The following is a 19,412-nucleotide window of genomic DNA, read 5'->3' on the forward strand; positions in this document are numbered from 1 at the left end:
TGCCAATGGCAGCCCTTTTTTTTGCGTGTGGCGCTTACTTGCGGTCTTGCAGGGCGACGATGTCGCGTTGCACGTTGCCGGTGTACAGCTGGCGAGGGCGACCGATCTTGTAAGGGCTGGAGAGCATTTCTTTCCAGTGCGAGATCCAGCCGACAGTCCGCGCCAGGGCGAAGATCACGGTGAACATGCTGGTCGGAATGCCGATGGCCTTGAGGATGATGCCCGAATAGAAGTCGACGTTCGGGTACAGCGAGCGCTCGATGAAGTACGGATCGGTCAGGGCGATCTCTTCGAGGCGCATGGCCAGTTCGAGTTGAGGATCGTTGGTGATGCCCAGCTCTTTCAGTACTTCGTCGCAGGTCTGCTTCATTACAGTGGCGCGCGGGTCACGGTTCTTGTAGACGCGGTGACCGAAGCCCATGAGCTTGAACGGATCGTTCTTGTCCTTGGCCTTGGCAATGAACGTGTCGATGTTCGACACATCGCCGATTTCATCGAGCATGGTCAGTACCGCTTCGTTGGCGCCGCCGTGGGCAGGGCCCCAGAGCGCTGCGATGCCGGCTGCGATACAGGCGAACGGGTTGGCGCCCGAAGAGCCTGCCATGCGCACGGTGGAGGTCGAAGCGTTCTGCTCGTGATCGGCGTGGAGGATGAAGATCTTGTCCATCGCCTTGGCCAGCACCGGGCTGATCGGTTTGATCTCGCACGGGGTGTTGAACATCATGTGCAGGAAGTTTTCCGCGTAGCTGAGGTCGTTGCGCGGGTACATCATGGGCTGACCCATGGAGTACTTGTAGACCATCGCTGCCAGGGTCGGCATCTTGGCGACCAGGCGTACCGCGGAAATCTCGCGGTGCTGCGGGTTATTGATGTCCAGCGAGTCGTGGTAGAACGCTGACAGGGCACCGACTACGCCACACATGACGGCCATCGGGTGGGCGTCGCGACGGAAACCGTTGAAAAAGGTCTTGAGTTGCTCGTGAACCATCGTGTGGTTCTTGACCACGGCCACGAACTGGGCTTTCTGCTCGGCGGTGGGCAGTTCGCCGTTGAGCAGCAGGTAGCAGGTTTCGAGGTAGTCGGACTGCTCGGCCAGTTGTTCGATCGGGTAGCCGCGGTGCAGCAGAATGCCATTGTCACCATCGATGTAGGTGATCTTCGAATCGCAAGACGCCGTGGACATGAAACCAGGGTCAAATGTGAAGCGGCCGGTGGCGGTCAGGCCGCGTACGTCGATCACGTCCGGACCCACTGTACCGGTCAGAATTGGCAGCTCGACGGGGGCAGCGCCCTCGATGATCAACTGCGCTTTTTTGTCAGCCATGTGGCCTCCTATTTATGCTTCAAATCATCAGACAGGCCCCCCACGCAGGGCCCGCATCACTATAGTGAGATAAATTCTAAAGTCAATTTGCCTAAAGTCGTGTTCCGCAAGGGCCCGGCCGTGGATTTTGCAGACGGTTTACTGCCGTTTACGCCTTTTGTCGCGGCAACGCAATGCGCTATTGGCGGTACGTCTGCGCGTTGTCATTAGTAACCTAACTGTCTATACTCGGCGTCCGACCGCCAGAGGCTTTTGGCCTGTTTCAAGGGGGTCGTCACTTCCTGGGTGGTGGGTACCTGACCAGTGCACTTCCCAACAACTTGCCCTGATTGTTAGGGGCTCTTCAGTGTGAAAAAAAGCCGTGAATAGCCAACGACCTGTAAATCTAGACCTAAGGACCATCAAGCTCCCAGTCACCGCTTACACGTCCATCCTTCACCGCATCTCCGGTGTCATCCTCTTTGTCGGTATTGCAATCATGCTGTATGCAATGGACAAGTCGCTGGCCTCCGAAGAGGGATTTGGTGAAGTCAAGGCGTATATGACCAGTCCGCTGGCCAAGCTGATCATCTGGGGACTTCTGTCTGCCCTGCTGTACCACCTGGTGGCCGGTATTCGTCACCTCATCATGGACTCGGGGGTAGGCGAGACGCTTGAAGGCGGCAAGCTGGGCTCCAAAATCGTTATCGCGGTCTCCGTGATTCTGATTCTTCTGGCGGGAGTATGGATATGGTAACCAACGTCACCAACCTGTCGCGTTCGGGTCTCTATGACTGGATGGCTCAGCGTGTTTCCGCAGTCGTGCTCGCGGCTTATTTCATCTTCCTGATCGGCTACATGGTCTTTCACCCGGGTCTGAGCTACGCCCAATGGCATGGTCTGTTCGCTCACAACGGAATGCGTATCTTCAGTCTCCTGGCCCTCGTTGCCCTTGGCGCTCACGCCTGGGTCGGCATGTGGACCATTGCGACCGACTACCTGACGCCGATGGCGCTGGGCAAGTCCGCCACTGCAGTACGTTTCCTGTTCCAGGCGGTATGCGGCGTTCTGATGTTCGCCTACTTCGTCTGGGGCGTGCAGATTCTTTGGGGTATCTGATCCATGGCTAACATTAATGCGCTTTCTTTCGACGCCATCATCATTGGTGGTGGCGGTGCCGGCATGCGCGCTGCGCTGCAGCTCGCCCAGGGCGGTCACAAGACTGCCGTGGTCACCAAGGTCTTCCCGACCCGCTCGCACACCGTATCCGCCCAAGGTGGCATCACCTGTGCAATCGCTTCCGCCGATCCGAACGATGACTGGCGCTGGCACATGTACGATACCGTCAAGGGTTCCGACTACATCGGCGACCAGGACGCTATCGAATACATGTGTTCCGTAGGTCCGGAAGCGGTCTTCGAGCTCGAGCACATGGGCCTGCCGTTCTCCCGTACCGAGCAGGGCCGTATCTACCAGCGTCCGTTCGGTGGCCAGTCCAAGGACTTCGGCAAGGGCGGGCAGGCTGCCCGTACCTGCGCTGCTGCCGACCGTACCGGTCACGCGCTGCTGCACACCCTGTATCAGGCCAACCTGAAGGCCGGCACTGTATTCCTCAACGAATACTATGCAGTGGATCTGGTGAAGAACAACGATGGCGCCTTTGTCGGCATCATCGCGATCTGCATCGAGACGGGCGAAACCTCGTACATCCGCGCCAATGCAACCGTGCTGGCGACCGGCGGTGCAGGCCGTATCTACTCGTCGACCACCAACGCCCTGATCAATACCGGTGACGGTATCGGCATGGCGCTGCGTGCCGGTGTGCCGGTTCAGGACATCGAAATGTGGCAGTTCCACCCGACCGGCATTGCCGGCGCAGGTGTACTGGTCACCGAAGGTTGCCGCGGTGAAGGCGGTTACCTGATCAACAAGCACGGCGAGCGTTTCATGGAGCGTTACGCTCCGAACGCCAAGGACCTTGCCGGTCGTGACGTTGTGGCACGTTCCATGGTCAAGGAAATCATTGCCGGTAACGGCTGTGGTCCCGATGGCGATCACGTGATGCTCAAGCTCGATCACCTTGGCGAAGAAGTGCTGCACAGCCGTCTGCCAGGCATCATGGAACTGTCCAAGACCTTCGCTCACGTCGATCCTGCGACCGCGCCGATTCCTGTCGTACCGACCTGCCACTACATGATGGGCGGCGTTGCCACCAACATTCATGGCCAGGCGATCACTCAGGATGCGGCGGGCGTCGATCAGATCATTCCTGGTCTGTTCGCGGTCGGTGAAGTGGCTTGTGTATCGGTTCACGGCGCCAACCGTCTGGGCGGCAACTCGCTGCTCGATCTGGTGGTGTTCGGCCGCGCTGCGGGTATCCACCTGGAGCAGGCTCTGCGTGAGGGCGTCGATTATGCACGCGCTTCCGAGTCCGACATCGATGCTGCCCTCGCACGCCTTGCCGGCCTGAACGAGCGCACCACTGGTGAAGACGTTGCAACCCTGCGCAAAGAACTGCAGAGCTGCATGCAGAACTACTTCGGTGTATTCCGTACTGGCGAATACATGCAGAAGGGTATTGCCCAGCTGGCTGATCTGCGCGTACGTATCGCCAACGTCAAGATCAACGACAAGAGCCAGGCGTTCAACACCGCCCGTATCGAAGCGCTTGAACTGCAAAACCTGCTGGAAGTTGCCGAAGCCACGGCGATTGCCGCAGAGCATCGTAAAGAGTCCCGCGGCGCTCACGCTCGTGAAGACTTCGAAGATCGCGATGACGAGAACTGGTTGTGCCACACCCTGTATTTCCCGGGTGACAAGAGTGTGACCAAACGTGCCGTGAACTTCTCGCCGAAAACTGTCCCGACTTTTGAACCGAAGATTCGGACTTATTAAGGGGTGACCGATATGTTGCAAGTCAGTGTTTATCGTTACAACCCTGATCAGGACGCTGCACCATTCATGCAGGAGTTTCAGGTCGATACCGGTGGCAAGGACCTGATGGTGCTGGACGTGCTGGCCCTGGTCAAAGAGCAGGATGAAGGCTTTTCGTACCGTCGCTCGTGCCGTGAAGGCGTGTGCGGTTCCGACGGCATGAACATCAACGGCAAGAACGGCCTGGCCTGCATCACGCCGCTGTCGGCTGTCGTTGCCAAGAACAAGCTGATCGTACGTCCGCTGCCGGGTTTGCCGGTTATCCGTGACCTGGTCGTCGATATGAGCATCTTCTACAAGCAGTACGAGAAGGTGAAGCCGTTCCTGCAGAACGACACGCCGGCTCCGGCCATCGAACGTCTGCAAACGCCGGAAGAGCGCGAAAAGCTCGATGGTCTGTACGAGTGCATCCTGTGCGCTTGCTGCTCGACTTCCTGCCCGTCCTTCTGGTGGAACCCCGACAAGTTCCTGGGTCCTGCTGCACTGCTGCAAGCCTACCGTTTCCTGGCTGACAGCCGTGATACTCGCACCAGTGAGCGTCTGGCTTCGCTTGATGATCCGTTCAGCGTATTCCGCTGCCGCGGCATTATGAACTGCGTCAACGTCTGTCCGAAGGGCCTTAACCCAACCAAGGCTATCGGTCACGTGCGCAACATGTTGTTGCAGAACGGCGTCTGATTCATTGCTTTATCTGTTACACCGTTACACCGAAGTGGCTACGGCGCAGGCTTCAACCGGCGCCGTAGTTTTAACCTGAGCAGTAGCTCGCAAAGCTGCGGCTCTTATTTTGAAGAAATGAGACCAGCAGGGGCATCCGGGCTGGTACCCGGACTATCTGCGTGATCCCTGGTGACTTGATACAGTCGCTGCACACGACTATTTCAGGATTGCTCTGGTGTCTTCGCCGGTGGTGTCCCCTTACCGAGGGTGACCAAGCATGCAAGAAAGCGTGATGCAGCGCATGTGGAACAGTGCCCACCTATCCGGTGGTAACGCTGCCTATGTGGAAGAGCTCTATGAGCTTTACCTGCACGACCCTAACGCTGTGCCAGAAGAATGGCGCACCTACTTTCAGAAGTTGCCAGCTGATGGCAGCTCTGCCACTGATGTATCGCACTCGACCATTCGCGATCATTTCGTGTTGCTGGCCAAAAACCAGCGCCGCGCTCAACCGGTATCCGCCGGCAGTGTGAGCAGCGAACACGAGAAGAAGCAGGTTGAAGTGCTGCGACTGATCCAGGCATATCGGATGCGTGGCCACCAGGCTGCCCAACTCGATCCGCTGGGCCTGTGGCAGCGCCCTGCGCCTGCGGATCTGTCGATCAATCATTACGGCTTGACCAATGCCGATCTTGATACGACCTTCCGTGCCGGCGACCTGTTCATCGGCAAAGAGGAAGCGAGCCTACGCGAAATTCATGAAGCGTTGCAGCAGACATATTGTCGCACCATTGGCTCCGAGTTCACTCACATCGTGGATTCCGAGCAGCGCAACTGGTTCATGCAGCGTCTCGAGAGTGTTCGTGGCCGTCCGGTGTTCTCGGCTGACATTCAGAGCCACCTGCTCGAGCGTGTTACCGCAGCCGAAGGCCTCGAAAAATACCTGGGCACCAAATACCCGGGCACCAAGCGTTTCGGTCTGGAAGGCGGCGAAAGCCTGATTCCGATGCTCGACGAGCTGATTCAGCGTTCCGGGTCCTATGGCACCAAGGAAGTCGTGATCGGCATGGCCCACCGTGGCCGCCTCAACGTACTGGTGAACACCTTCGGCAAGAATCCTCGCGACCTGTTCGACGAGTTCGAAGGCAAGAAGAAAGTGGAGCTGGGTTCCGGTGACGTCAAATACCACCAGGGCTTCTCTTCCAACGTCATGACCGCAGGCGGTGAGGTTCACCTCGCCATGGCCTTCAACCCGTCTCACCTGGAGATCGTGTCTCCGGTGGTCGAAGGGTCGGTGCGTGCACGTCAGGATCGTCGCAACGATCCGAACGGTGACAAGGTTCTGCCGATTTCCCTCCACGGCGACGCGGCCTTTGCCGGCCAGGGCGTGGTCATGGAAACCTTCCAGATGTCGCAGACTCGCGGCTTCAAGACGGGCGGCACGATCCACATCGTCATCAACAACCAGGTGGGCTTCACCATCAGCAACCCGCTGGACTCGCGTTCCACCGAGTACGCCACCGACGTTGCCAAGATGATCCAGGCGCCGATCCTCCACGTGAATGGGGATGATCCGGAAGCCGTGATGTTCGTGACCCAGCTGGCCATCGATTACCGCATGCAGTTCAAGCGCGACATCGTGATCGATCTGGTCTGCTACCGTCGCCGTGGTCACAACGAAGCTGACGAGCCGAGCGGTACCCAGCCTCTGATGTACCAGCAGATCACCAAGCAGCGCACCACGCGCGAGTTGTATGCCGAGCATCTGATCAAGACCGGCGTTCTTGACGATGCCCGCGTTCAGGCCAAGGTCGACGACTACCGCAGCGCGCTGGACAACGGTCTGCACGTGGTGAAAAGCCTGGTCAAGGAGCCGAACAAGGAATTGTTCGTCGACTGGCGTCCATACCTGGGCCATGCCTGGACTGCGCGTCACGACACCCGCTTCGATCTCAAGACCCTGCAGGAACTGTCCGCCAAGCTCATGGAGCTGCCGGAAGGCTTCGTCGTGCAGCGTCAGGTTCAGAAAATCTACGAAGACCGCCAGAAGATGCAGGCCGGTGGCTTGCCGATCAACTGGGGCTACGCCGAAACCATGGCGTACGCCACACTGGCCTTCGAAGGTCACCCGATCCGCATGACCGGCCAGGACATCGGTCGTGGTACGTTCTCGCACCGTCACGCCGTGCTGCACAACCAGAAAGACGCCGGGACCTATATCCCGCTGCAGAATCTGTACTCCGGTCAGCCACGTTTCGACCTGTACGACTCGTTCCTTTCGGAAGAGGCCGTACTGGCATTCGAATACGGTTATTCGACCACCCAGCCTGATGCACTGGTTATCTGGGAAGCCCAGTTCGGCGACTTCGCCAACGGTGCCCAGGTGGTTGTCGACCAGTTCATCACCAGCGGCGAGCACAAGTGGGGCCGTCTGTGCGGTCTGACCATGCTGTTGCCTCATGGCTATGAAGGGCAGGGGCCAGAGCACTCGTCGGCCCGTCTGGAGCGTTACCTGCAATTGTGCGCCGAGCACAACATTCAGGTGTGCGTACCGACGACTCCGGCGCAGATCTATCACTTGTTGCGTCGTCAGGTCATCCGTCCGCTGCGCAAGCCGCTGATCGTGCTGACACCGAAGTCGCTGCTGCGTCACAAGCTGGCTGTTTCGACCCTGGAAGATCTGGCCGAAGGCTCGTTCCAGACCGTCATTCCGGAAATCGACACCCTCGATCCGGCCAAGGTCACGCGTCTGGTGCTGTGCAGCGGCAAGGTTTACTACGACCTGCTGGAAAAACGCCGTGCCGAAGGGCGTGAAGACATCGCCATCGTTCGCCTCGAGCAGCTGTATCCGTTCCCTGAAGATGATTTGATGGAAACCATCGCGCCTTACACCAACCTGCAGCATGTGGTCTGGTGTCAGGAAGAGCCGATGAACCAGGGTGCCTGGTACAGCAGTCAACACCACCTGCGTCGCAGCATGGGCAACCACAAACGTGAACTCGTTCTCGAGTACGCCGGTCGTGATGCTTCTGCCGCTCCGGCGTGTGGTTACGCTTCGATGCACGCCGAGCAGCAGGAAAAACTGCTGCAAGATGCCTTCACTGTTTAACGCCTTCGCGCATTAGAAACCGAATTAAGGAATTACAGATAATGGCTATCGAGATCAAAGCCCCCTCTTTCCCGGAATCCGTTGCCGACGGCACCATTTCCAAGTGGTACAAAAAAGAGGGCGATGCGGTAAAGCGCGACGAGATGCTGGTCGATATCGAGACTGACAAGGTTGTCCTCGAAGTGCTGGCCGAAGCTGACGGCGTGATGGGAACGATCACCAAGGAAGAGGGTGCCATCGTCCTGTCCAACGAAGTGCTTGGGACATTGAATGACGGTGCTACAGCATCTGCTGCTCCGGCACCTGCTGCTGCGCCTGCCGCGGCACCTGCTTCGGCACCCGCCGCTGCACCGGCTGCAACTGCTGGCGAAGAAGACCCGATTGCTGCGCCTGCTGCGCGTCAACTGGCTGAAGAAAACGGCATCAACCTGGCCAGCGTCAAGGGCACCGGTAAAGACGGCCGTATTACCAAGGAAGACATCGTTGCTGCCGTTGAAGCGAAGAAATCCGCTCCGGCCGCTGCGCCTGCTGCCAAGCCTGCTGCTGCCGCCGCTCCTGTCGTCGCCGCTGGCGATCGCACCGAGAAGCGTGTACCGATGACCCGCGTGCGTGCAACGGTTGCCAAGCGTCTGGTCGAAGCCCAGTCGAACATGGCGATGCTGACCACGTTCAACGAAGTCGACATGACCGAAGTCATGGCACTGCGTTCCAAGTACAAGGACCTGTTCGAGAAGTCGCACAACGGCGTACGCCTGGGCTTCATGTCGTTCTTCGTCAAGGCTGCCACCGAGGCGCTGAAACGCTTCCCGGCCGTCAACGCGTCGATCGACGGTTCCGATATCGTTTACCACGGCTATGCCGACGTCGGTGTCGCGGTTTCCAGCGATCGCGGTCTGGTCGTACCGGTTCTGCGTAACGCAGAGCACATGAGCCTGGCTGAAATCGAAGGCGGCATCGCCACCTTCGGCAAGAAAGCCCGTGACGGTAAACTGTCCATCGACGAGATGACCGGCGGTACGTTCACCATCACCAATGGTGGTACTTTCGGTTCGATGATGTCGACGCCGATCGTCAACCCGCCACAGGCTGCAATTCTGGGCATGCACAACATTCTGCAGCGTCCGATGGCAGTCAATGGTCAGGTTGTGATTCGCCCGATGATGTATCTGGCGTTGTCCTACGATCACCGTTTGATCGACGGCAAGGAAGCGGTAACCTTCCTCGTGACCATCAAGAACCTGCTGGAAGATCCTGCTCGTCTGCTGCTGGATATCTGATGGAGTAGCCTCGAGCTGCAAGCCTCAAGCTTCAAGTCAGAAGCGAAAGGCGAGCAGTCGGGGCTGATGTGTTTCACCTAATTCAATAGGTCGCAAGTCGGCCTCGCGATGAAACGCGGACTGACTTGCAGCTTGCAGCTAAAAGCTCGCAGCTATAGAGGAATTCTTTTTTATGTCCCAGAAATTCGACGTGGTAGTGATTGGCGCAGGCCCTGGCGGTTATGTTGCCGCCATCAAGGCTGCGCAACTTGGTCTCAAGACTGCCTGCATCGAGAAGTATCAGGACAAAGAGGGCAAACTGGCCCTCGGCGGTACCTGCCTGAACGTGGGTTGCATTCCTTCCAAGGCACTGCTCGACAGCTCCTGGAAATTCTATGAAGCCAAGAACGGTTTCAGCGTACATGGCATCTCCACCTCCGACGTGAGCATCGACGTTCCGGCGATGATCGGCCGTAAGTCGACCATCGTCAAAGGCCTGACCGGCGGCGTTGCCAGCCTGTTCAAGGCCAACGGCGTGACCACGCTGCAGGGCCACGGCAAACTGCTGGCCGGCAAGAAAGTCGAGCTGACCGCTGCCGACGGCACTGTCGAAATCATCGAAGCGGACCATGTGATCCTGGCTTCGGGTTCGCGTCCTATCGACATTCCACCCGCTCCGGTTGATCAGAAAATCATCGTCGACTCGACCGGTGCTCTTGAATTCCAGCAGGTTCCACAGCGTCTGGGCGTCATCGGCGCTGGCGTGATCGGTCTGGAACTGGGTTCCGTGTGGGCTCGCCTGGGTGCCCAGGTCACCGTTCTGGAAGCGCTGGACAAGTTCATCCCGGCAGCCGACGAAGCGGTTTCCAAGGAAGCACTGAAAACCTTCAACAAGCAGGGCCTGGACATCAAGCTGGGCGCTCGCGTGACCGGTTCCAAGGTCGAAGGCGAACAGGTTGTGGTCAGCTACACCGACGCTGCCGGCGAACAGTCGATCACCTTCGATCGTCTGATCGTTGCCGTGGGCCGTCGTCCGGTTACCACTGACCTGCTGGCTTCGGACAGCGGTGTCGATCTGGACGAGCGCGGTTTCATCTACGTCGATGACTACTGCACCACCAGCGTACCGGGCGTATACGCCATCGGTGACGTGGTTCGCGGTCTGATGCTGGCGCACAAGGCCTCGGAAGAGGGCATCATGGTTGTCGAGCGCATCAAGGGCCACAAGGCCCAGATGAACTACAACCTGGTCCCGTCGGTTATCTACACCCACCCGGAAATCGCCTGGGTAGGCAAGACCGAACAGACCCTCAAGGCCGAAGGCGTTGAAGTCAATGTCGGTACGTTCCCGTTCGCAGCCAGTGGCCGTGCCATGGCAGCCAACGACACCGGCGGTTTCGTCAAGATCATTGCCGACGCCAAGACCGACCGTGTTCTGGGTGTTCACGTGATTGGCCCGAGCGCTGCCGAACTGGTACAGCAGGGCGCAATCGCGATGGAGTTCGGTACCAGTGCAGAGGACATCGGCATGATGGTCTTCTCGCACCCGACCCTGTCCGAGGCATTGCATGAAGCTGCACTGGCTGTGAATGGCGGCGCCATCCACATTCAGAATCGCAAGAAACGCTAAGACAACAAGAGAAACCACGGCGCAGTGCCCGTCGTTGGCCTTGCAAGCAGGGCTTACCGCGGAATCTGCGCCGGACTCGACCTCTCAGGCGGCTTCATGAGTGTCCCACGGCATTTGCGGAGTCCACCCGGAGTAGCGGTCACAGGTGGTGCGGCACGCTGACGTGCAGCACCGAATGCGCAGTACCTAAACGAAGACGGTAATAAGCATGAATCTTCACGAGTATCAGGGTAAGCAGCTGTTCGCTGAGTACGGCCTGCCAGTATCCAAGGGTTACGCGGTAGACACCCCGGAAGCAGCAGCAGAAGCCTGCGACAAGATCGGCGGGACCGAGTGGGTCGTCAAAGCCCAGGTTCACGCAGGTGGTCGCGGTAAAGCGGGCGGCGTAAAGCTGGTTCGCAGCAAGGAAGACGCTGCAGCGTTCGCTCAACAGTGGTTGGGCAAGCGCCTGGTGACTTACCAGACTGACGCCAACGGTCAGCCAGTGACCAAGATCCTGGTCGAGTCCTGCACCGACATCGCCAAAGAGCTGTATCTGGGCGCTGTGGTCGATCGTTCCAGCCGTCGTATCGTGTTCATGGCTTCCACCGAAGGTGGCGTGGACATCGAGAAGATCGCTCACGACACTCCTGAAAAGATTCTCAAGGCCACCATCGATCCACTGGTCGGCGCTCAGCCGTTCCAGGGTCGCGATCTGGCATTCCAGCTGGGTCTGGAAGGCAAGCAGGTCACTCAGTTCGCCAAGATCTTCACCGGTCTGGCCAAGCTGTTCCAGGACCATGACCTGGCATTGCTGGAAGTGAACCCGCTGGTGATCAAGGCTGACGGCGATCTGCACTGCCTGGACGCCAAGATCAACATCGACGCCAACGCCATGTACCGTCAGCCAAAGCTGAAGGGCTTCCACGATCCTTCGCAGGACGATCCTCGCGAAGCTCACGCAGCCAAGTTCGAACTGAACTACGTTGCGCTGGAAGGCAACATCGGCTGCATGGTCAACGGTGCCGGCCTGGCCATGGGTACCATGGACATCGTCAACCTGCATGGCGGCAAGCCTGCAAACTTCCTTGACGTTGGCGGCGGTGCCACCAAGGAACGCGTTACCGAAGCGTTCAAGATCATCCTGTCCGACGCCAACGTCGCTGCAGTACTGGTCAACATCTTCGGCGGCATCGTTCGTTGCGACATGATTGCCGAAGGCATCATCGGTGCAGTGAAAGAAGTCGGCGTTAAAATCCCGGTTGTTGTGCGCCTTGAGGGCAACAACGCTGAGCTGGGCGCTAAAGTACTGGCAGAAAGCGGTTTGAACATCATCGCTGCTACCAGCCTGACCGACGCTGCTCAACAAGTTGTCAAAGCCGCGGAGGGCAAGTAATGAGCGTCCTGATCAATAAAGACACCAAGGTTATCTGCCAGGGTTTCACTGGTTCGCAAGGTACCTTCCACTCCGAGCAAGCCATTGCCTACGGCACCAAGATGGTGGGCGGCGTGACACCAGGCAAGGGCGGCACCACGCACCTGAACCTGCCCGTGTTCAACACTGTGAAAGAAGCAGTAGACACCACTGGCGCAACCGCCAGCGTGATCTACGTTCCGGCTCCTTTCTGCAAGGATTCCATCCTTGAAGCAGCGTTCGGCGGCATCAAGCTGATCGTTTGCATCACCGAAGGCATCCCGACCATCGACATGCTGGAAGCCAAGGTCAAGTGCGACGAGCTGGGTGTGGTCCTGATCGGTCCTAACTGCCCAGGCGTCATCACTCCGGGCGAGTGCAAGATCGGCATCATGCCAGGTCACATTCACTTGCCAGGCAAGGTCGGCATCGTGTCGCGTTCCGGCACCCTGACTTACGAAGCTGTGAAGCAGACCACTGACGCCGGTTTCGGTCAGTCCACCTGTGTTGGTATCGGCGGTGACCCGATCCCTGGCTCGAACTTCATCGACATCCTGAAGCTGTTCCAGGAAGATCCTAAGACCGAAGCGATCGTCATGATCGGTGAGATCGGCGGTTCGGCTGAAGAAGAAGCGGCTGCCTACATCAAGGCACACGTGACCAAGCCGGTTGTTTCCTACATCGCTGGTGTGACTGCTCCTCCGGGCAAGCGCATGGGCCATGCCGGTGCAATCATCTCGGGTGGTAAAGGTACTGCAGACGAGAAATTCGCTGCACTGCAGGACGCTGGCGTGAAAACCGTGCGCTCCCTGGCAGACATCGGCAAGGCCCTGGCCGAGCTGACCGGTTGGCCGACCAAGTAAGCCTCGCTTGCTTTTCGGGTAATCGACAAAAGCCACCTCCGGGTGGCTTTTGTTTGGGCGGGTGAAAAGACCGCGGGGCGTTCTGGCCCTGTTTCCTTCTATGGATTGTTATTCATATGCCATTCCTGGCGGGTCAACTCCCATATCTGCTCCTGTGTGGCCCCGCAGACAAACTGCGCTTCCTGCACCGCCACCAGGCGCATGCCTTCGCGCCGCGACAGGCGGCACGACGCTTCATTCAAGGCCGATTTGGCCACGCGCAACACGGGGCGTTTGAGGGTTTCAAACCAGAAACGGTCGATGGCCACGCAGACCTCCGACATCAGGCCCAGCCCCTGATAAGGTGGGGATAGCCAGAACCCGCGATTGTTGTCCTCTTCATCCATCATGCACGCGGCACCGATCAGATGATCCTGTTCGCCGCGAAGGCGAATCGACCAGTGCCATTCCTCACCGTTCTGCATGGCCGGCAAGGCGTCCTCGCGGATATAACGCAGCGCTTCTCCGTCCGGATAAGGCCAGGGCACGTGGTGAGTCAGATAACGCACCACTTCCCACTGGTTGAACAGGCTTTGCATCGCTGCGGCGTCGTCAAGCTGCAAGGGCTGCAGGACCAGGCGCGGCGTGAACAGGGTCGGTGTGGGTATCGCGCTCAGATGGGTGATGTCAGGCATGGAAATAAGCTGCCGGGTATAGAGAGGAGGCCCAATCTATCCGTTAGGAAACGGCTGGTCTGTCAGGCATTTCTGGTTTTACAGCGGCTTTTGCAATTGCCAGTTCAAGGTGCGTCGTCGGGTGGCTCGCCCTGAGACAGTGCATTTTCCAGCGAAGTTGGCTACCCTGTCCGCCGTTTTTGCGTTGCCCTCACGAGGGGCGTTTCGCAAGGTACTGCCACGTCTTACGCCGACGGGCTGCGTCTGCCCCATTCATGGGTGACGTCCCATCCCTTATTTCGATTCCGTGTGGTCCCTCGTAATGAAAGTGTTGAAAGGCCAGGACATCCTGGCACTCGGTTTTATGACATTTGCCCTGTTCGTCGGGGCTGGCAACATCATCTTTCCCCCCATAGTGGGTCTGCAGGCCGGGCCGCATGTATGGATGGCGGCGCTGGGCTTTCTGGTCACCGCGGTTGGCTTGCCGGTCATTACCGTGATCGCTCTGGCCAGGGTCGGGGGCGCGATGGATGCCCTGAGCAGTCCGATTGGCAAGATCGCCGGCGGGGCGCTCGCTGCCGTCTGCTACCTGGCGGTCGGCCCTTTGTTCGCCACTCCGCGTACCGCTACGGTCTCGTTCGAAGTCGGTCTGGCGCCGCTGACCGGCGACACCCCGATGGCATTGTTCCTCTACAGTCTGGTGTATTTTCTGGTGGTGTTCTGGGTTTCGCTGTACCCGGGGCGCTTGCTCGATACCGTCGGACGCTTTCTGGCGCCGCTCAAGATCATCGCGCTGGCAGTGCTGGGCATCGCGGCATTCGCCTTGCCGGCAGGCGGAATAGGGGAGGCGGAGCCCGCGTACGCCGTAGCACCGTTTTCCCAGGGCTTCATCAATGGTTACCTGACCATGGATACGCTGGGGGCGCTGGTCTTCGGTATCGTCATCGTCAACGCGATCCGCTCTCGCGGTGTCGAATCGCCCCGTCTGATCACGCGTTACGCGATCATTGCCGGGCTGATTGCCGGAGTCGGGCTGGCGCTGGTGTATGTCAGCCTGTTTCGCCTCGGTTCCGGCAGCCACGCCGTGGCGGCAGGTGCCAGCAACGGAGCGGCGGTTCTGCATGCCTACGTACAGCACACCTTCGGTTCGCTGGGCAGCGGATTCCTGGCCGTGCTGATTTCCCTGGCGTGTCTGGTCACTGCGGTAGGCCTGACCTGTGCCTGCGCCGAATACTTTGCCAAGGTGCTGCCGCTGTCCTACAGAACGCTGGTGATCATCCTCGCCGTGTTCTCGTTGCTGGTGTCCAATCTCGGGTTGACCAAACTGATCCAGTTTTCGATTCCGGTGCTCACGGCGATTTACCCGCCATGCATCGTTCTGGTCGCGCTGAGCTTCTGCAAGGAGCTCTGGCAGAGCCAGGGACGTGTGGTGGCGCCTGTGATGCTGGTTTCGCTGGTGTTCGGCCTGATCGATGCGCTGAAGGGCGCCGGTTTCGGCGACGCGCTGCCCGATGTTCTGAGCCATCTGCCGCTGGGTGATCAGGGGCTTGCGTGGCTGGTGCCTGCTGTTGTCACGCTGGCAGTTGCAGTGGTGGTCGACAGGGTCATGGGCAAACGCAGCGAGGCGCTGGCTTGAAGGCCGTGCTTTAGACGATTGCGCAGGAAAAAACGTGTTGCATGAAGAGGCCCGCTATAAGCGGGCCTCTTTAGTTCTGCGAGCGTCTCAGCCTTACTTGGTGGCTGGTGCTGCTTCTGGCGCCTTGTTGGCGTTTTCATTGGTGCGCTGCTGAGCGGCTTCAGCGTTCTTCTGAGCGGCTTCCTGGCTTTCCTTGGCCGCGTCATTCACTTTTTCCTGAGCCTTTTCCATCGACTCCTGGGATTGCTGAGCTGCCTTGTTGGCATCTTGCTGGGTGTTTTCGGACTTTTTGTCACAGGCGGCAAGGCCCAGGGTGGCAGAAAGCATCAAGGCATAGGCTAAAGATTTACGCATGGGGTGTTTCTCCTTATTGATTATTCACGAGCCTAAGAGCCTGCCCCTGAGGGTTAAGTTCCACCGGTGACGACAATAATGGAGGGCGTTGTTTCACGGTCGTTACAGGCTGATCAAAGCGCGCCGGTCATGAGCCGTTCCGGCAAGCTCCGAGCAGGCTGGTGTGCCTCGTGCCCGATGCACGAAACACGCTCCAGGCATCATTGGCTCTTGAAATCCCCGACCCAGCCCCCACCTTGATGACTACCCGCTGTCACACAGGCTGCTGCCTGACCGTGACGGCTTATACCATCCAGATCGGAGTTTGATGATTATGAGTGTGGAAACTCAAAAGGAAACCCTGGGCTTCCAGACCGAGGTAAAGCAACTGCTGCACCTCATGATCCATTCGCTGTATTCCAACAAGGAAATTTTCCTTCGCGAATTGATCTCGAACGCGTCTGACGCGGTCGACAAATTGCGTTTTGAAGCGTTGTCCAAGCCCGAGTTGCTGGAAGGCGGCGCGGAGCTGAAAATTCGTGTGAGCTTCGACAAGGACGCGAAGACCGTTACGCTTGAAGACAACGGCATCGGTATGAGCCGTGAAGACGTGATCACCCACCTGGGCACGATCGCCAAGTCCGGCACCGCCGATTTCATGAAAAACCTGTCGGGCGACCAGAAGAAGGACTCGCACCTGATCGGTCAGTTCGGTGTGGGCTTCTACTCGGCGTTCATCGTTGCCGATCAGGTCGAAGTGTTCAGTCGTCGTGCCGGCACGCCAGCGAGCGAAGGTGTGCACTGGTCTTCCAAGGGCGAAGGCGAGTTCGAAGTCGCCACCGTCGACAAGGCTGATCGTGGCACCCGTATTGTTCTGCACCTGAAAAACGGTGAAGAGGAATTCGCTGACGGCTACCGCCTGCGCAACATCATCAAGAAATACTCCGACCATATCGCCTTGCCGATCGAGCTGCCCAAAGAGCAGGCTCCGGCAGCCGAAGGCGAGGAGCCTGCGGCGCTGGAATGGGAAACCGTCAACCGCGCCAGCGCGCTCTGGACCCGTCCGCGCACCGAGGTGAAGGACGAGGAGTACCAGGAGTTCTACAAGCACGTCGCGCACGACTACGAGAACCCGCTGAGCTGGAGCCATAACAAGGTCGAAGGCAAGCTGGAATACACCTCGCTGCTGTACGTGCCTGCGCGTGCGCCGTTTGATCTGTATCAGCGCGAAGCACCGCGTGGTCTCAAGCTCTACGTGCAGCGCGTTTTCGTGATGGATCAGGCCGAGTCGTTCCTGCCGCTGTACATGCGCTTCGTCAAGGGCGTGGTCGACTCCAATGACCTGTCGCTGAACGTTTCCCGCGAAATCCTGCAGAAAGACCCGATCATCGACTCGATGAAGTCGGCGCTGACCAAGCGCGTGCTGGACATGCTGGAGAAGCTGGCGAAAAACGAGCCCGAGAAGTACAAGGGCTTCTGGAAAAACTTCGGTCAGGTCCTCAAGGAGGGTCCGGCAGAAGACTTCGCCAACAAGGAAAAAATCGCCGGTCTGCTGCGTTTCGCGTCGACGTCCGACGACAGCGGCGAACAGAGCGTTTCCCTGGCCGAGTACCTGGCGCGCGCCAAGGAAGGTCAGGACAAGATTTACTACCTCACTGGCGAATCCTACGCACAGGTCAAGAACAGCCCGCACCTTGAGGTCTTCCGCAAGAAAGGCATTGAAGTGCTGTTGCTCACCGATCGTATCGACGAGTGGCTGATGAGCTACCTGAGCGATTTCGATGGCAAGGGCTTTGTGGATGTGGCGCGTGGTGACCTGGACCTGGGCAATCTCGACTCCGAAGAGGACAAGAAGGCTCAGGAAGAGATCGCCAAGGACAAGGAAGGCCTGATCGAGCGCCTGAAAACCGCGCTGGGCGATTCGGTGAGCGAAGTGCGGGTTTCCCATCGCCTGACCGATTCGCCTGCAATTCTGGCCATTGGCGAGCAGGATATGGGGCTGCAGATGCGTCAGATTCTGGAAGCCAGCGGGCAGAAAGTGCCGGATTCCAAGCCTATCTTCGAATTCAACCCTGCCCACCCGTTGATCGGCAAGCTCGATGCCGAACAGAGCGAAGACCGCTTCGGCGATCTGTCGCACATCCTGTTCGATCAGGCTGCGCTGGCCGCTGGTGACAGCCTCAAGGATCCGGCCGCTTACGTGCGTCGTCTGAACAAGTTGCTGGTAGAACTGTCGGTTTGATAGCCGGTTGACAAGAAACCCGCCTCGGCGGGTTTTTTGTTTCAGTTCCCGCGACACGTCTTTCATCTCTCCAACGATCAGGAGTCAGTAATGAGCAGCACTATCGAAATTCGTTCTGTGGTCTATCAGATTGATGGTCAATCTTATGAAAGCCGCCTGGTATACGACACAAAAGCGACTGCTGCACAGCCAGGTCTGTTGATGGCGCCCAACTGGATGGGTGTCAGCCAGGGTGCCGAAGACATTGCCAAAGCCGTGGCCGAGAAGGGCTACGTGGTATTGCTGGCTGATCTTTATGGCCAGCAGATTCGCCCGAGTAACAATGACGAAGCAGGCGCCGCCATGACGCCGCTGAAGAACGACCGTGGTTTGTTGCGCAAGCGCATGCAGGCAGGTCTCGATCAGTTGCTGAGTCAGGCGGATGTTTCGCTGGATGTAAGCAGAATCGCAACGTTCGGCTTCTGCTTTGGCGGCTGCTGCTCGCTGGAGCTGGCGCGTACCGGTGCCGAGCTGAAAGCCGCGATCTCCTTCCACGGCACGCTGGACACACCCAATCCGGCTGACGCCAAAAACATCAAGGGCTCGGTGCTGGTCCTGCACGGTGCTTCTGACCCGTTGGTGCCGAAAGAGCAACTGCCGGCTTTCGAAGATGAAATGAACGCCGCTGGCGTGGACTGGCAGCTATACAGCTACGGCGGCGCATTCCATTCCTTCACCGATCCGCACGCCAACGTGCCGGGGATGATGATGTACGATCCCAAAGTGTCGAGTCGCGCGTTCAAATCCATGCATGACCTGCTGAACGAAGTGTTCGGCTGAAGGAACACTGTCCCCGCAGGCGTGCTGGAGAACACTGTCGTGCCCATGCCCCGCGTGGACATGCCGTTCTGGACGCTCTGCGTCCTCTTTCGACGCAGAGCGTCGTGAACTGCATTCCCACGCTGGCGCGTGAGGAACGAGAGGTGTTCGGAAAATCCATCTCTCGCAGGCGCGCCGGAGAACACTATCGTGCCCATGCTCCGCGTGGGCATGCCGTTCTGGACGCTCTGCGTCCTCTGCTGCATTCCCACGCTGGAGCGTGAGGAACGAGAGGTGTTCTGAAGATCCATCTTCCCGCAGGCGCGCCGGAGAACACTATCGTGCCCATGCTCCGCGTGGGCATGCCGTTCTGGACGCTCTGCGTCCTCTGCTGCATTCCCATGCTGGAGCATGAGCAGCGAGAGGTGTTCTGAAGATCCATTGTCCCCGTAGATATACCGAAGAACACTAGCCACTTTGCCCGACTCACAAAAAAGGCGCCTTGAAACAGACTGTGTGAAAACCTAGCAATCTTTGCAGCGGTCAAAGAAAATGCTCCGTATCGAAAGGTACGGAGCATTTTTCGTTATGGCCTACATCCA

The 19,412-nt window shown here is 58.5% G+C and carries 15 protein-coding genes; 12 read left to right on the forward strand and 3 right to left on the reverse strand.

Annotated elements, in window-relative coordinates; translation table 11 throughout:
* Positions 1-34: 34 nt before the first annotated feature.
* Positions 35-1,324 carry a citrate synthase gene (gltA, locus tag KBY02_RS20815; RefSeq protein ID WP_003366698.1) on the reverse strand — a complete coding sequence of 430 codons (1,290 nt, stop codon included), beginning with the start codon at positions 1,322-1,324 and terminating at the stop codon, positions 35-37.
* 361 nt (positions 1,325-1,685) lie between these two features.
* Between gltA and sdhC the strand changes: the two genes are divergently transcribed.
* The 9 genes from sdhC (at position 1,686) to sucD (ending at position 13,148) form a co-directional block, all read left to right on the forward strand.
* On the forward strand, positions 1,686-2,060 hold the full coding sequence (sdhC, locus tag KBY02_RS20820) for a succinate dehydrogenase, cytochrome b556 subunit (protein WP_003423585.1): 375 nt from the start codon (positions 1,686-1,688) through the stop codon (positions 2,058-2,060).
* Positions 2,054-2,422, forward strand: coding sequence for a succinate dehydrogenase, hydrophobic membrane anchor protein (gene sdhD, locus KBY02_RS20825; protein WP_003316551.1), 369 nt, complete (start codon positions 2,054-2,056; stop codon positions 2,420-2,422). Before sdhC ends, sdhD begins: the two co-directional genes overlap by 7 nt.
* A 3-nt stretch (positions 2,423-2,425) precedes the next feature.
* Positions 2,426-4,198 carry a succinate dehydrogenase flavoprotein subunit gene (gene sdhA, locus KBY02_RS20830; RefSeq protein WP_003394562.1) on the forward strand — a complete coding sequence of 591 codons (1,773 nt, stop codon included), beginning with the start codon at positions 2,426-2,428 and terminating at the stop codon, positions 4,196-4,198.
* A gap of 12 nt (positions 4,199-4,210) precedes the next feature.
* Positions 4,211-4,915 carry a succinate dehydrogenase iron-sulfur subunit gene (locus tag KBY02_RS20835; RefSeq protein ID WP_003316554.1) on the forward strand — a complete coding sequence of 235 codons (705 nt, stop codon included), beginning with the start codon at positions 4,211-4,213 and terminating at the stop codon, positions 4,913-4,915.
* A 259-nt stretch (positions 4,916-5,174) separates the two neighbouring features.
* Positions 5,175-8,006, forward strand: coding sequence for a 2-oxoglutarate dehydrogenase E1 component (locus KBY02_RS20840; protein WP_003366703.1), 2,832 nt, complete (start codon positions 5,175-5,177; stop codon positions 8,004-8,006).
* A gap of 41 nt (positions 8,007-8,047) precedes the next feature.
* On the forward strand, positions 8,048-9,283 hold the full coding sequence (odhB, locus tag KBY02_RS20845) for a 2-oxoglutarate dehydrogenase complex dihydrolipoyllysine-residue succinyltransferase (protein WP_011267377.1): 1,236 nt from the start codon (positions 8,048-8,050) through the stop codon (positions 9,281-9,283).
* A gap of 172 nt (positions 9,284-9,455) precedes the next feature.
* Entirely contained in the window at positions 9,456-10,892 is a 1,437-nt protein-coding gene (gene lpdA, locus KBY02_RS20850) for a dihydrolipoyl dehydrogenase (protein WP_011267378.1), read from the forward strand.
* A 208-nt stretch (positions 10,893-11,100) separates the two neighbouring features.
* Positions 11,101-12,267 (forward strand): ADP-forming succinate--CoA ligase subunit beta, encoded by a 1,167-nt coding sequence (sucC, locus tag KBY02_RS20855; RefSeq protein WP_003316561.1) that lies wholly within the window; start codon positions 11,101-11,103, stop codon positions 12,265-12,267.
* Positions 12,267-13,148, forward strand: a complete 882-nt coding sequence (gene sucD, locus KBY02_RS20860; RefSeq protein WP_003316562.1) for a succinate--CoA ligase subunit alpha — start codon at positions 12,267-12,269, stop codon at positions 13,146-13,148. The genes sucC and sucD overlap by 1 nt, the downstream gene beginning before the upstream one ends.
* Before the next feature lie 98 nt (positions 13,149-13,246).
* Here sucD and KBY02_RS20865 read toward each other — a convergent pair whose 3' ends face one another.
* Positions 13,247-13,822: a GNAT family N-acetyltransferase gene (locus tag KBY02_RS20865; protein ID WP_104683955.1), complete on the reverse strand. Its 576-nt coding sequence runs from the start codon at positions 13,820-13,822 to the stop codon at positions 13,247-13,249.
* Between the two features lie 301 nt (positions 13,823-14,123).
* Here KBY02_RS20865 and brnQ point away from each other — a divergent pair, with 301 nt between their 5' ends.
* A complete protein-coding gene (brnQ, locus tag KBY02_RS20870) occupies positions 14,124-15,437 on the forward strand; it encodes a branched-chain amino acid transport system II carrier protein (protein WP_003406141.1) in 1,314 nt (437 codons plus the stop codon).
* A gap of 93 nt (positions 15,438-15,530) precedes the next feature.
* Here the strand turns inward: brnQ and KBY02_RS20875 are convergent, their stop codons facing one another.
* Complete coding sequence (locus tag KBY02_RS20875; protein ID WP_002552985.1) at positions 15,531-15,791, reverse strand: lipoprotein; 261 nt, start codon at positions 15,789-15,791, stop codon at positions 15,531-15,533.
* Positions 15,792-16,104: 313 nt separating this feature from the next.
* Between KBY02_RS20875 and htpG the strand changes: the two genes are divergently transcribed.
* Positions 16,105-18,012, forward strand: a complete 1,908-nt coding sequence (gene htpG / locus KBY02_RS20880) for a molecular chaperone HtpG (protein ID WP_104683956.1) — start codon at positions 16,105-16,107, stop codon at positions 18,010-18,012.
* Positions 18,013-18,102: 90 nt separating this feature from the next.
* Positions 18,103-18,831, forward strand: a complete 729-nt coding sequence (locus KBY02_RS20885; RefSeq protein ID WP_003406137.1) for a dienelactone hydrolase family protein — start codon at positions 18,103-18,105, stop codon at positions 18,829-18,831.
* The last annotated feature ends 581 nt before the right edge of the window (positions 18,832-19,412 follow it).

It is taken from the genome of Pseudomonas sp. P129, assembly GCF_020312195.1.
Taxonomy (GTDB): Bacteria; Pseudomonadota; Gammaproteobacteria; order Pseudomonadales; family Pseudomonadaceae; genus Aquipseudomonas; species Aquipseudomonas fragariae.

What these genes read in the sequence shown, in the direction of transcription:
- KBY02_RS20885 (WP_003406137.1), top strand. Translation starts at nt 18,103, where the DNA reads ATGAGCAGCACTATCGAAATTCGTTCTGTGGTCTATCAGATTGATGGT.
- KBY02_RS20875 (WP_002552985.1), bottom strand. Translation starts at nt 15,791, where the DNA reads ATGCGTAAATCTTTAGCCTATGCCTTGATGCTTTCTGCCACCCTGGGC.
- sucD (WP_003316562.1), top strand. Translation starts at nt 12,267, where the DNA reads ATGAGCGTCCTGATCAATAAAGACACCAAGGTTATCTGCCAGGGTTTC.
- KBY02_RS20865 (WP_104683955.1), bottom strand. Translation starts at nt 13,822, where the DNA reads ATGCCTGACATCACCCATCTGAGCGCGATACCCACACCGACCCTGTTC.
- sucC (WP_003316561.1), top strand. Translation starts at nt 11,101, where the DNA reads ATGAATCTTCACGAGTATCAGGGTAAGCAGCTGTTCGCTGAGTACGGC.
- lpdA (WP_011267378.1), top strand. Translation starts at nt 9,456, where the DNA reads ATGTCCCAGAAATTCGACGTGGTAGTGATTGGCGCAGGCCCTGGCGGT.
- odhB (WP_011267377.1), top strand. Translation starts at nt 8,048, where the DNA reads ATGGCTATCGAGATCAAAGCCCCCTCTTTCCCGGAATCCGTTGCCGAC.
- sdhA (WP_003394562.1), top strand. Translation starts at nt 2,426, where the DNA reads ATGGCTAACATTAATGCGCTTTCTTTCGACGCCATCATCATTGGTGGT.
- brnQ (WP_003406141.1), top strand. Translation starts at nt 14,124, where the DNA reads ATGAAAGTGTTGAAAGGCCAGGACATCCTGGCACTCGGTTTTATGACA.
- KBY02_RS20840 (WP_003366703.1), top strand. Translation starts at nt 5,175, where the DNA reads ATGCAAGAAAGCGTGATGCAGCGCATGTGGAACAGTGCCCACCTATCC.
- sdhD (WP_003316551.1), top strand. Translation starts at nt 2,054, where the DNA reads ATGGTAACCAACGTCACCAACCTGTCGCGTTCGGGTCTCTATGACTGG.
- gltA (WP_003366698.1), bottom strand. Translation starts at nt 1,324, where the DNA reads ATGGCTGACAAAAAAGCGCAGTTGATCATCGAGGGCGCTGCCCCCGTC.
- htpG (WP_104683956.1), top strand. Translation starts at nt 16,105, where the DNA reads ATGAGTGTGGAAACTCAAAAGGAAACCCTGGGCTTCCAGACCGAGGTA.
- KBY02_RS20835 (WP_003316554.1), top strand. Translation starts at nt 4,211, where the DNA reads ATGTTGCAAGTCAGTGTTTATCGTTACAACCCTGATCAGGACGCTGCA.